The organism is Bradyrhizobium sp. USDA 4354 (assembly GCF_054060315.1).
Genome location: NZ_JBSSDC010000001.1, coordinates 1,105,371 through 1,117,639, shown reverse-complemented (window position 1 = coordinate 1,117,639; position 12,269 = coordinate 1,105,371). Strand labels below are relative to the sequence as shown.

Annotated in this window: 11 protein-coding genes, 1 pseudogene and 1 riboswitch; of the genes and pseudogenes, 7 read left to right on the top strand and 5 right to left on the bottom strand. The window is 64.3% G+C overall.

What is annotated here, in order from left to right; all coding sequences use genetic code 11:
* Positions 1-142: 142 nt before the first annotated feature.
* From ACVIIV_RS05350 to ACVIIV_RS05340, 3 genes are read left to right on the top strand one after another with little or no spacing between them, the layout of a single operon-like run.
* Positions 143-1,399, top strand: a complete 1,257-nt coding sequence (locus tag ACVIIV_RS05350) for an OpgC domain-containing protein (protein ID WP_456743255.1) — start codon at positions 143-145, stop codon at positions 1,397-1,399.
* Positions 1,399-2,178, top strand: coding sequence for an SGNH/GDSL hydrolase family protein (locus tag ACVIIV_RS05345; RefSeq protein ID WP_456743254.1), 780 nt, complete (start codon positions 1,399-1,401; stop codon positions 2,176-2,178). The genes ACVIIV_RS05350 and ACVIIV_RS05345 overlap by 1 nt, the downstream gene beginning before the upstream one ends.
* Positions 2,179-2,190: 12 nt before the next feature.
* Entirely contained in the window at positions 2,191-3,183 is a 993-nt protein-coding gene (locus ACVIIV_RS05340) for an SGNH/GDSL hydrolase family protein (RefSeq protein WP_456743253.1), read from the top strand.
* A 76-nt stretch (positions 3,184-3,259) separates the two neighbouring features.
* On the opposite strand, the gene ACVIIV_RS05335 is transcribed toward ACVIIV_RS05340, so the two are convergent.
* Positions 3,260-4,447 (bottom strand): O-succinylhomoserine sulfhydrylase, encoded by a 1,188-nt coding sequence (locus ACVIIV_RS05335; RefSeq protein WP_456743252.1) that lies wholly within the window; start codon positions 4,445-4,447, stop codon positions 3,260-3,262.
* A 75-nt stretch (positions 4,448-4,522) separates the two neighbouring features.
* Positions 4,523-4,602, bottom strand: a riboswitch (SAM riboswitch).
* Between the two features lie 81 nt (positions 4,603-4,683).
* On the opposite strand from ACVIIV_RS05335, the gene ACVIIV_RS05330 reads away from it, so the two are divergent.
* On the top strand, positions 4,684-5,820 hold the full coding sequence (locus ACVIIV_RS05330) for a 2'-deoxycytidine 5'-triphosphate deaminase (protein WP_456748668.1): 1,137 nt from the start codon (positions 4,684-4,686) through the stop codon (positions 5,818-5,820).
* Positions 5,821-5,868: 48 nt separating this feature from the next.
* Here ACVIIV_RS05330 and ACVIIV_RS05325 read toward each other — a convergent pair whose 3' ends face one another.
* Complete coding sequence (locus tag ACVIIV_RS05325) at positions 5,869-7,128, bottom strand: IS4 family transposase (RefSeq protein WP_456743251.1); 1,260 nt, start codon at positions 7,126-7,128, stop codon at positions 5,869-5,871.
* A gap of 293 nt (positions 7,129-7,421) precedes the next feature.
* On the opposite strand from ACVIIV_RS05325, the gene ACVIIV_RS05320 reads away from it, so the two are divergent.
* From ACVIIV_RS05320 to ACVIIV_RS05310, 3 genes and pseudogenes are all read left to right on the top strand, one after another.
* Entirely contained in the window at positions 7,422-7,835 is a 414-nt protein-coding gene (locus tag ACVIIV_RS05320) for a PAS domain-containing protein (protein WP_456743250.1), read from the top strand.
* A 104-nt stretch (positions 7,836-7,939) separates the two neighbouring features.
* A pseudogene (locus ACVIIV_RS05315) lies at positions 7,940-8,993 on the top strand (hypothetical protein).
* Positions 8,994-9,159: 166 nt separating this feature from the next.
* Positions 9,160-10,602, top strand: coding sequence for an MATE family efflux transporter (locus tag ACVIIV_RS05310; protein WP_456743249.1), 1,443 nt, complete (start codon positions 9,160-9,162; stop codon positions 10,600-10,602).
* Here ACVIIV_RS05310 and ACVIIV_RS05305 read toward each other — a convergent pair.
* The 3 genes from ACVIIV_RS05305 to ACVIIV_RS05295 form a co-directional block, all read right to left on the bottom strand.
* Complete coding sequence (locus tag ACVIIV_RS05305) at positions 10,599-11,081, bottom strand: hypothetical protein (RefSeq protein ID WP_456743248.1); 483 nt, start codon at positions 11,079-11,081, stop codon at positions 10,599-10,601. The genes ACVIIV_RS05310 and ACVIIV_RS05305 overlap by 4 nt on opposite strands.
* 113 nt (positions 11,082-11,194) lie before the next feature.
* Positions 11,195-11,596, bottom strand: coding sequence for an SRPBCC family protein (locus ACVIIV_RS05300; RefSeq protein WP_456743247.1), 402 nt, complete (start codon positions 11,594-11,596; stop codon positions 11,195-11,197).
* A gap of 265 nt (positions 11,597-11,861) precedes the next feature.
* On the bottom strand, positions 11,862-12,221 hold the full coding sequence (locus ACVIIV_RS05295) for a VOC family protein (RefSeq protein WP_456743246.1): 360 nt from the start codon (positions 12,219-12,221) through the stop codon (positions 11,862-11,864).
* Positions 12,222-12,269: the final 48 nt, after the last annotated feature.

The window sequence follows — 12,269 nt, the reverse complement described above, 5'->3', positions numbered from 1 at the left end:
CAGAATTCGAGGGGAAGGACACCCCCAAGAAGGACACTCCCAAGGGAGGCACCCTTATGTGATCTGGCCGCTTTGCGAGACGACAGCCGGACCATTACACTCCTTCAACGTCGCGATTTGCGGAAGGGTTTTTAGGCCCCCGATGACCATTGCCGACCAAGTGACGGGACCGACGATCGCGGGAACCGCGGGGGCCATGCCCGCAGGGACCAAGCCGCGCACGGCTGCGCCGGCCATCACGCTGCCCGCCATCGGCGAGCGCGAGCTCCGGCTCGATCTGTTCCGCGGGCTCGCGCTATGGCTGATCTTCATCGATCATCTGCCACCGAGTCTGCTGACCTGGTTCACCATCCGCAATTACGGCTTCAGCGACGCCACCGAGATCTTCATCTTCATCTCCGGCTACACCGCCGCCTTCGTCTATGGCCGGGCGATGCTGGAGAACGGCGTCCTCATCGCCACCGCGCGCATCCTGCGCCGGGTCTGGCAGATCTACGTCGCCCACGTCTTCCTGTTCACGATCTTCCTCGCCGAGATCTCCTATGTGGCGACCAGGTTCGAGAACCCGCTCTACACCGAAGAGATGGGTATCATGGACTTCCTCAAGCAGCCCGACGTCACCATCGTGCAGGCGCTGCTCCTGCGTTTCCGTCCGGTCAACATGGACGTGCTCCCGCTCTACATCGTGCTGATGCTGGCGCTGCCCTTGATCCTGTGGTCGATGAAATGGCGGCCCGACGTCACGCTCGGCCTCTCGGTCGTGCTCTATGCGGTGACCTGGGAGTACGATCTTTATCTGTCGGCCTATCCGAACGGCTTCTGGGCCTTCAATCCCTTTGCCTGGCAATTGCTGTTCGTGTTCGGTGCATGGTGTGCGCTCGGAGGTGCGCGCCGCATGTCGCGTATTCTATCGTCACGCGTCACGATGTGGATGGCGATCGCCTATCTCGTCGCGTCGTTTTACGTGACACTGACCTGGTACGTGCCGCAGCTCTCCCAGTTCATGCCAAAGCTGATCGAGCAATGGATGTATCCGATCAACAAGACCGATCTCGACGTGCTGCGCTTCACGCATTTCCTGGCGCTGGCCGCGCTCACCGTGCGCTTCCTGCCGAAGGACTGGCCGGGCCTGAAATCGCCCTGGCTGCGGCCGCTGATCCTGTGCGGCCAGCATTCCCTCGAGATCTTCTGTCTCGGCGTCTTCCTGGCCTTTGCCGGCCACTTCATCCTGGCCGAAGTCTCCGGTGGCGCAGCCATGCATGCGCTGACTAGTCTCTCCGGAGTCCTGATCATGTGGGGCGTGGCCTGGGTCATTTCGTGGTACAAGCGCGTGGCTGACAAGAGCGGTGCGAAAACCAAGAACGCCGTCGGCAACGCCGATCTGGCGGGAGGGGGCTGATGAAGGCGAAGGTTCTCCTGAGCCTGGTCCTGCTATGCGGTGGCCTCGCCGCGCCTGTGGCGCGTGCGGGCGATGCCGCGCCTGCTGATTCTCCAGCGCCCGCGGCCTGCGAATTGCCGTCCTATCTGCTGGCCACCGAAAGCCCGCTGCCCAAGGTCGCCGCTGCCGTCAAGGCCGGCAAGCCGCTCGACATCCTGGTCATCGGCAGCCGCTCGACCACGATTCCGTCTTCGGAGAACAGCTCGTACCCCGCGCGGATGGAGGCGATCCTCAAGGAGAAGCTGCCGCCGTCGGAGGTGGTGCATGTCTCCGTAGAAATACAGAGCAAGAGAACGGCAGAGGAGACCGCCGCCACTTTCGTTAAGCTGATGGAAGCAAAAACGCCTACCTTGGTGATCTGGCAGACCGGGACCGTGGATGCCATCCGAGCCATCGATCCCGACGACTTTCGCAGCGCCGTCACCGAAGGCGTTGTTGCATTGCAAAATGCGGGAGCTGACGTCGTCTTGATGAACTTGCAGTACAGTCCCCGCACCGAAACCATGATTTCGGCCCAACCTTTTCTCGATAATATGCGCGTGGTCGCGCAGGAGCACGACATCCCGCTGTTCGATCGCTTCGCGATCATGCGGCAGTGGAATGATCAGGGTCAGTTCGACCTGTTCAGCCCGTCCCGAGGGCCCGAACTGGCGAAGCAGGTCCATGATTGCCTTGGCCGGGCGTTGGCACAGTTCGTGATCGACGCAGCCCATCTGGAGCCGGCCCAGCAGCAAAATTGAGGTCTAGCGTTAATGAGTTCTCTCCGCCCTTTTTGCCTGACGACATGGCTGGCCGCGCCTGCAGCCGCAGCGCTGTTGTTGCTGGCGCCGGCCCCGCATTCGCATGCCCAGGCTCCAGCCGTTCAGGCCGCACCCGCTCCCGCGCAGTCGGCTGATCCCGCGTCCGCTTCGCCCTCCCAGGCCACCGTCGCCGCGACCTCGCCCGAGCAGCGCGGCATCACGGCGCGTGCCATCGACAAGGTGAAGCAGGCCGCCAAGTCCGCCAGCGACATCTTCAACCGTGTGCCCTGCCTGCCCCCGAAGGGCAGCTCGAAGGCAATGGGCTCGCTGCCGCATGTTGCGGGCAAGCTAGTTGCCGGCCAGCCCGTCGTCATCGTCGCGTTCGGCTCGTCGTCGACGCAGGGATTCGGCGCGAGCTCGCCGGAGTTCAATTACCCCAATCGCCTCGCCGCGCAGCTGCGCCGGCAGTATCCGACCGCCGACATCACCGTCATCAATGCCGGCGTCGGCGGCGAGGATGCCCCCGAGATGATGAAGCGCCTCCAGACGCAGGTGATCGACCTGCATCCGGATCTCGTGATCTGGCAGGTCGGTACCAACGCCGTGCTGCGCAATCTCGATCCCGGCGACACGGTCAAGCTGGTGGAGGACGGCATCAGCCGCATACAGGCCGCGGGCGGCGCCGACATCGTGCTGGTCGATCCGCAATATTCGCCGGCCGTGAACCAGCGCGCCGAAAGCGCCGGCAAGATGGTGAAGCTGCTCGGCAAGGTCGCCGAGCTCCGTCACGTCGGCATCTTCCCGCGCTTCGAGGTGATGCGCGACTGGCACGAGAAGCAGGCCATTCCCGTCGAGGGCTTCGTCATCGCCGACGGCCTGCACATGAACGATTGGGGTTACGCCTGCTTCGCCCAGCTGCTCGGCGACGACATCATCCGTTCGGTCGGCCAGATCAAGCTGGGTGTGAACGTGCCCGCGGATGTGAGGACGTATCGGCCGATGTAGAGGCGAATAGGGAATGGCGAGCAGCGAATAGATCGATCTATTCGCCACTCACTATTCGCCATTCGCCATTCGCTCCTCATGCCTTCTCCAGCGCCGCGGTGAGATCCTCGATCAGATCGTCCGCATGCTCGAGCCCGGCGGAGAAGCGGATGAAGCCTTCGCTGATGCCGAGCGCGACGCGGTCTTCCGGCTTCAAGCGTTGATGCGTCGTCGTCGCCGGATGCGTGACGAGGCTCTTGGCGTCGCCGAGATTGTTCGAGATCTTCGCAAGCTTCAGCTCGTTGAGCACGCGGAACGCTGCCGCCTTGCCGCCCTTGACCTCGAAGCCGACCAGCGTCGAGCCGCCGCGCATCTGCTTCTTCACCAGCGCCGCCTGCGGATGATCGGCGCGGCCGGGATACACCAGCCGCGAGATCTTCGGATGGCTCGCCAGCGCTTCGGCGATGCGCGCCGCGGTGTCGGTCTGCGCGCGCACGCGCACGCCGAGCGTCTCCAGGCCCTTGAGCAGGACCCAGGCGTTGAACGGCGAGATCGAGGGGCCGGTCTGGCGCATGAAATTGTGGATGTGCTCGGCGATGAAGGCTTCCGAGGACAGGATGATGCCGCCGAGGCACCGGCCCTGGCCGTCGATATGCTTGGTCGCGGAGTAGACGACGACGTCGGCGCCCAGCGCGAGCGGGCTCTGCCAAATCGGCGTTGCGAACACGTTGTCGACGACGAGCCGCGCGCCGCCCTTGTGCGCGATCTCGGCGATGCCGGGAATGTCGAGCACGTCGAGGGTCGGATTGGTCGGGCTTTCCAGGAAGAACGTCTTGGTGTTGGGCTTAAGTGCCCGCTGCCACTGGTCGAGATCGAGGCCGTCGACCAGTGTCGTCTCGATGCCATAGCGCGGCAACAGGTCCTGGATGACGTAGAGGCACGAGCCGAACAGGGCGCGGGAGGCCACGACGTGATCGCCCGCCTTGAGCGGCGCTAGGATCGCGGTCGTCACCGCCGCCATGCCGGTTGCCGCCGAGCGCGCGGCCTCGGCGCCTTCGAGCTCGATCATGCGGCGCTCGAACATCGCAATCGTGGGATTGGAGTAGCGCGAATAGATGAAGCCGGGGTCCTCGCCCTTGAACCGCGCCTCGCACTCCTCCGCGCTGTTGTAGACGTAGCCCTGCGTCAGGAACAGCGCCTCCGACGTCTCGCCATATTGCGAGCGCAGGGTCCCGGCATGGACCAGGCGGGTTTCAGGACGGTAATTGGCAGGCGACTTCGACATAGAACCCTCCGACATGACCATCGACGCGCAAATGGTCACAAAAAAAACCGGCCTGGATATCTCCACGGGCCGGGATCACAGAGGTCCCCGGCCTGTTTAGCGAGTTATTTAACGTGGCTGCAAGCCGGCCGGCTCAAATCACCACGGGATAAGTGATGCTCATATTCCGCAATCCCCTTTCCGTCAAGGCGTCCATCGGCTAGCCGTAAATGGCTGGTATTTCCCCGCATTTCGGGATGCGTTTGACCCCTGATGAGGACCCCCGGTTGACGTTCACGGTCGCCGCCGACGCCAATGGTATCCTGCCCGACCGCATGATCGCGGCGATGGCGGAAGAAGGTCTCATCCTGCCCGAATATGACTTCGTCGAGAGCCAGATCCAGCCGGCAAGCCTCGATTTGCGCCTCGGCGACATCGCCTATCGCGTCCGTGCCAGTTTCCTGCCCGGTCCCGGCGCCACGGTCGCCGAGCGCATCGACGAATTGAAGCTGCACGAGTTCAGCCTCGCCGACGGGGCGGTGCTGGAGACCAACTGCGTCTACATCGTGCCGCTGCTGGAGAGCCTGGCGCTGCCGCCGAAGATCGTCGCAGCCGCAAATCCGAAAAGCTCGACCGGCCGGCTCGACGTCTTCACGCGCGTCATCGCCGACGGCACCCGCCGCTTCGACATGATCGGCGCCGGCTATCATGGCCCGCTCTATGCCGAGATCAGCCCGAAGACGTTTCCGGTGCTGGTGCGCGAGGGCTCGCGCCTGAGTCAGGTGCGCTTCCGCACCGGCGATGCCATCCTCAACGCCGACGAGCTCGATGCGCTGCACGCCGCCGAGCGCCTCGTCGACATCGACGATGCAGACCTCTCCGGCGGCGTCGCCGTCTCCGTCGATCTCTCCGGCGAGAAGGCGAATGGCTTCGTCGGCTACCGCGCCAAGCGCCATACCGGCGTCGTCGACGTCGACCGCCGCTCCGGCTATGCGGTGGAGGATTTCTGGGAGCCGATCTCGGCCCGTCCCGACGGCAGCCTGATCCTCGATCCCGGTGAGTTCTACATCCTCGCGTCCAAGGAAGCCGTGCAGGTGCCGCCCGATTACGCCGCGGAGATGGTGCCGTTCGACCCCTTGGTCGGCGAATTCCGCGTGCACTATGCCGGCTTCTTCGATCCCGGCTTCGGCTATGCCGGCGCCGGCGGGCTAGGATCGCGCGCGGTTCTGGAGGTGCGCTCGCGCGAAGTGCCGTTCATCCTCGAGCACGGCCAGATCGTCGGCCGCCTCGTCTACGAGAAGATGCTGGCCCGCCCCGATGCGATGTACGGCCAGCGCATCGGCTCCAACTACCAGGCGCAGGGCCTCAAGCTATCGAAGCATTTTCGGGTGTAGCAGCACACTCTTCTATTATTGTCATGCCCCGGCTTGACCCTAGTTGATTCACACATCGCGAGCGATTCTCCAGCCGCTGAGCATGGCCCTGAGGGCCAATAGGCCCTGGAGGATCGTGATGGGGCCTGGTTTGCTGTAGTATCCTGTCCAGCCGCCGAGGCGCGCGCATACCCACGTTGCGTAGGCAAGCGAACCCGAGGGGTGCGGATTCTTTTGCCGATCGGTTTTGCCTTCAAGGGTTCGGCAAACGGCCTCCAAAGCCGGACGATCCTTAGGATCAAGCATATCGTCGAGCGGTCGGTTTGCTGCACCGTCGCGCTCTCGTACCATTTGCAGGACCTGGATCGCTGCGATCAGCGTTGCCGCGGTCAAGTTCTCGAATGGGCCGCCGTCGACCACACATACGGCTTCGATGTTGAAGCCCTTGGTCTTCATGAGACGGAACAGTTGCTCGATAGTCCAGCGCTGGCGATACAGGTGCGTGATCTGCTGCGCAGACGCCAGTGTTGTCACTTGGTGTGTCGTCAGTAGTCGCCAATGCACCGGCGGGACGTTTGCCGGAGGATCGACCTCACGCGCCTCCACCAGCGTGAGCGTGACCTCCTTCGGCAGTTTGGCCTCTTCACCTGGGCATTTGCGTCTTGGCCACAGCAGGCTGATCTGCCGCGTTCGCAATGCCAATACGGCTTTACGTGCCATCTGGCCCGGCTTGGCCGATACGTCGATAACTTCCCGGCCAAGTTCTGGCACGTCATCGAGGCAGTTGTAGAGCGTGCCACCATCCTTCAGAGCTCGATCGTAATTGGCCCTGATCAGCAGTTCAGTCTCGACAGGTCGGCAGGCAAACTCCTCGTAAATGTCACCCTCGCGGTCGGCAACTACCGTCACACATTCCGCCCCATGAGCTGCCAACTCTGCCGCCGTGAGGGTGGCGTCGAGCCAGCGACGGCTCTCCTTATCCGCAAATGCCCGCACGGCCCGCCGGCGCTTTTTGCCGCCGACATGTTTGAGGAACGTCGCATCGACAAGCCCGAGCAATGCCCCGTCATCGGCATCTACGGCGACCATCGCGTGAAGGTTCAAACTGTCGAGCTTGCCATCGTCTCGCAGGGTCGTGGTGTCCTGGATCGCCAGAACATGGCGACCTCTGACCAGCCCTGCGGTCCGCAACCGGGCCGTGGTCACCATCTCCTCCGGGGTCACCCGCCGATTGCGAAGGAAACGCGTGATGCGGATCTCGCCAGCTCGATCCCCGCCAACCCGCCGAACACTGATCCCAGACTGACCGACGCTGATAAGGCGGGCCAACAAACGGGCACCCCTTTTTCCAGGCGCCGGTCTCCAAACCGTCCCAATCCGCCTTCCATCACTCGCTCCATCGGCACAACGCTCCGATGGATTCAGACTTCAGACGATCTGGCAAGACGCCGCCGGCCCCGAGATGTGTGAATATGCTAGGGCTTGACCGGGGCATCCAGTACGCTGCGGCCTCTCGATCTAGTCACTGCCGCCTCGGGGTACTGGATGACCCGGTAAAGTCGGGCGATGACACCGAATGTGTGCCAGGATGTGCAAAATCCAGCGATATGCGAGGTCTCGTCATGACCGATCCATCCCAGCTCGACGCAAACATCATCGAAGACGTCGCGGACGCACTGATCTATTCCGATCGCTCCGGCACGATCACGCGCTGGAATCGCGCATCGGCCGCGCTGTTCGGCTTCACCGCCGATGAAGCGCTCGGCCAGAATCTCGACCTGATCATTCCCGAGCATCTCCGCGCCGCGCACTGGAAAGGCTTCGAGGCTGCGCTCGCGAGCGGGACGATGAAGCTTGCGGGGAAGCCGACGCTGACTCGCGCGCTGCACAAGAGCGGACGCAAGCTCTACATCGAGATGACCTTCGCGCTCGTGCGTGACACTGACGGCGCAGTGCAGGGGTCGGTGGCGATGGCACGCGACGTCACCGAACGTGTCGAGCGCGAGCGCGCTGCCAGGCTTGCGCAAAATTCGTGATGCGGAATTGACGGGCCGCTGTGCAGGGCGCCCTGCATGAGCATCAGGTTGCCTGTCACCAAGGGCGGTGACACACTCGATCGCAACAATGATCGGGAGTGAACATGAGCACGTCAGCCGACACCGCGCAGGAAGCCCAATGGAAGCGCTGGCGCGCGGTCGCCGACCTCTATCACGCCTATTTCACCGGGCTCATCCTCACCGTGGTCACGCGGCGCGGCACGGCGGATGCCGCGGAGTTCGTGTTCCGCGTGTTCCGCCCGCCAGCAGCAGGAGCGCTTCCTGCCTGGTTTGCAAAAGCTCGGGCTCAGTCATCTGCCGCCGGCAGTGGCGGCCGCGCAATATCATTATCTGTCCAATTGGATCGGCGGCGTGCATGTCGAATACATGTATGAGAGCGACACCAAGGCCTGGATCCGCTATCCGCCGCCGCGCTGGATCTGGAAGGGCACCGCGATCTGCGGCGTGCCGGGCGAGGTCTCCCGCGCGATGCTGCGCGGCTGGCACGCCAACAATGGCGTTGCGCTCGGCGATCTCAGGCTCGGCTTCGTCTGCACCAAGCAGAGCGTCGACGGCCAGGATGGGCTCGAAGGCTATTACCATCAATACGACCATCCGCTCGAGCTGGATCGGCGGCTCGTCTTCGCGCGGCATCTGGAGGCGCCGCTGTTCGACGCGAAGACCGCTCCGGCACTGCCGGTCGCGAGCTGGCCAAAACCGCGGCTCGAAAAAGCCTATCGCAACTATGCGATGGAATATGTCCGCACCGCCACGCCCGTGATGGTTCAGCTGTTCGGCCCCGAGGACGCCGGCTATCTGCTGCATCTCACCGGCAAGCTGATCGGGATGCAGTATTTCGACGAGGTTGCAGCGGCGCTGTCGATGACCCGCGGCGGCGCGAGTGAGTTCGCATCGTTCCTGAGCGCGTTGTTCGTCGCACAGGATGATGCGGCCGAGATGACGCAATCCGAAAGCGCGTTCGAACTACGCCAGCTGAGCTGGAAACTGATGGACGACGTCGCTGACTATCACCCCACCTGCACCAAGATGCTGGAAGGATTGCTCGAAGGTCTCGCTGCCGGATGTGGTCGGCATATCGGCGTGCACCTGCGCCCGACGGCAGGCGGTCGCCTGCCGCTGGTATGGGCGATCGGGTAATTCCACTCATTGAAATGCGCTGCCGCAGGGCACGCCTGCACCCGGCGCAGGAGGAATCGGCGCGCACCGTGCTAACAAGCCCCAGCCGCGCCCTGCGCGCGAATAGATTGATTGGCACACCTGTTCATTGCCGCGCCGCAAATGGCGCTCGTGCCCGGGAGACGACATGTCCGACATCGCCGAGATCCCGGTCGATGAACACGAGCGTCCGCTGCCGCCGCCTCCGCGGCCGGTCAAGAGCGCGCTGACCGACGGGCCGATCCTGCGCACGCTGCTCTCGCTCGCCTGGCCGAACGTGATCGGCTTGTCGGCCGGCATCTGCGTGGTGATCGCCGAGACCTCTTATGTCGGGCGACTCGGCGTCGAGGCACTGGCCGCGATGGCGCTGGTGTTTCCGACAGTGATCCTGACCATGACCATGTCCGGCGGTGCCATGGGCGGCGCGGTGGCGTCCGCCATCGCGCGTGCCCTCGGTGCCGGCGACCGCGAGCGGGCCGGCACGCTTGCCAGGCATGCGTTGCTGATCGGCATCGGCTTCGGTCTGGTCTTCATGCTGGGCATGCTGATCTTCGGGCCCAGGGTGCTCGAAATGCTTGGCGGCCGCGGCGATGTGCTGACGCATGCGATCGCCTACACGCAGGTGTTCTTCGGCGGCGCCGTACTGCCCTGGCTGCTCAACACCATGGCGGGCGTGTTGCGCGGCACCGGCAACATGAAGCTGCCGTCGTTCCTGATCCTCAACTCCGCGGCCTGGCAGATCGTGCTCGGCGGCACGCTCGGCCTCGGGTTCGGACCGGTGCCGCAGCTCGGCATGCGCGGCGTCGCCGCTGGCGCGCTGATCGCCTATTCCATGAACATCTGCATCATGGGCTGGTACCTGTTCTCCGGCCGCGCGCGCATCGCACTGAGGCTTCGGGGCTTGCGCATCCAATGGGCGATGTTCTTCGACATCCTCAAGGTCGGCGCCATCGCCTGCTTCTCGCCGCTGCAATCGGTGCTGACGATCTCGATCTTCACCCACATGCTGGCGAAGTTCGGCACCGCGATCCTCGCCGGCTACGGCATCGGCGCGCGGCTCGAATTCCTGCTGACCTCGATCGCGTTCTCGTTCGGCATTGCCTGCGTGCCAATGGTCGGGATGGCGATCGGCGCGGGCCGCATCGCGCGGGCCCGGCGCATCGCCTGGATCGCCAGTGCCGCCGCCTTCGTGGCAGTCGGCGCGCCGGCATGCCTCGTTGCGATCTTCCCCGATCTCTGGGTCAACATCTTCACCGACAGCGTCGCCGTGCGCGCGGCGAGCCATCAATATCTCTCGACGGTCGGGCCGTTCTACGCCTTCTTCGGTCTTGCAACGACGATGTATTTCTCCTCGCAAGGCGCGGCCAAGGTGGTCGGGCCGGTGCTGGCGCAGACCGCGCGGCTGATCTACATCGCGGCCGTCGGCTGGTGGCTGTCGACGCACGGCGCCACCGCACAGAGCTTCTTCTGGCTGGCCGCGAGCTCGATGGTCGTGCTCGGCGTGCTGTCGTGCTCCAGCGTGGTGTTGACACGCTGGGGGCCGCGCAAGACGAAGGCTGCGATCGGGCCGGCGCTTTCAGCTGCCGACTAGCGGTGCTTGTGGCGACGATGGCCGCCACCGCCGCCGGTATTGGCGAGCCGCATCAGCTGCGGGATCATCGCCATCATGTCGCCGCCACTTGTGCCGCCGAGCATGCCCATGATGTCGCCGCCGCCCATGCCGCCGATCCCGACCGGCATATAGCCGCCGCCCATCGGCGTGTAACCGCCGTAGCTCGGCGCACCGAATCCGCCGCCGAGATTGCCACCGCCGAGGCCGCCACCCATCATGCCGCCGCCGTTCTCCATCATGCGGCTCATCATCGGGCCCATGGTCTGCATCAGCATGGCGAAGCGGCGCTTGCCCATCTTGGCCTTCATCATCTCCAGCATCGGCGCCATCTGGGTCATCATGTCCTCGCCGCCGGCACCGCCGCCGCCGAGGAGCTGCGCCTTTGCCGGCACGCTCGAGATCGAAAACAGCAGCAGCACGGCGGCCGCCTGACAGATCACCTTGTCCGCACCTCTCATGACATGCTCCTCGCGTGCGCGGCGCCGCCGGGAGAGCGGAGCCAACCGGACGCCCGCGAGAATGGTTACGGCTGGCGAGGGTAGAGCTCTGTGAGAAAACGCACAGTGGGTGATCAGGCCGCCGCCGACGGAAACGCCTTGTGCATGGCGACCACGGCCTCCTTGGTTTGCCCCTGCACGTAAGGCGCGAGCTCGTTCGGCAGCATGTCGATGATCCAGACGAGGCGACATCTCGTCTCGCCATCGGCAATGACCTGCACCGAGGCGCTGTAGTGCTTCAGCCGCTCGTTGTTGATCGCATAGACGAGGCGCTGCCGCGCATCGTCGCAATCGACCAGCACCTCGCGCGCGACCGAGCCGTTGGCGAAGGTGACGATGCGCGCATCGCCGTCGAGCGTGCACGCCGTGACGAAGCCCGGCACCAGCCGCTGATGCAGCGCGCCGAAATCGCGAACCGCGTCCCAGACGTCGTGCGCGGGGGCGGGGAGGGAGATGTCGTTGTGGATGGAGGCCATGGGGGTTTCCTTGGTTTCGATAGGTCGACGCCATAAACACCGTCATTGCGAGCGAAGCGAAGCAATCCAGTGATGTTTCCGCGGAGACAGTCTGGATTGCTTCGTCGCAAGAGCTCCTCGCAATGACGGAGCGAGTGGCTAGCTCGTAGGGTGGGCAAAGGCGCGCACTTCGCGCGCCGTGCCCACCATTGATCGACACCGTCTCACGCGATGGTGGGCACGCTACGCTTTGCCCACCCTACGAGTGCTCGTGCGCGGCGGCGGCTCACGGACAAACCGCCTCGACATTGTTGCCGTCAGGATCGATCAGGAACGCCGCGTAATAGGTCGGGCTGTAATCCCTGCGCGGGCCGGCGCCGCCATTATCGCGGCCGCCGTTCTTCAGCCCTTCGGTATGGAACGCCTTGACCGCGTCGTGATTCTTGGCGCGAAACGCGATATGTGCACCATCCGCCTTCCGGCCCTTGTTCTGGTGCAGCCATAGCGCCGGCTCGCCCTTCGGCCCGAAACCGGCATAGCCGTCGCCGCTCGAGCACAGGACATAGCCGAGCGGCGCCAGCACTGCGGTGTAGAAGCGTGTCGCGGCGTCGAGGTCGGCAATGCGCAATCCGATGTGGTCGTACATGTTCGTCTCCATTGCAGAAGCGTGCCGCGAATGGCACGCGCCGGAGAC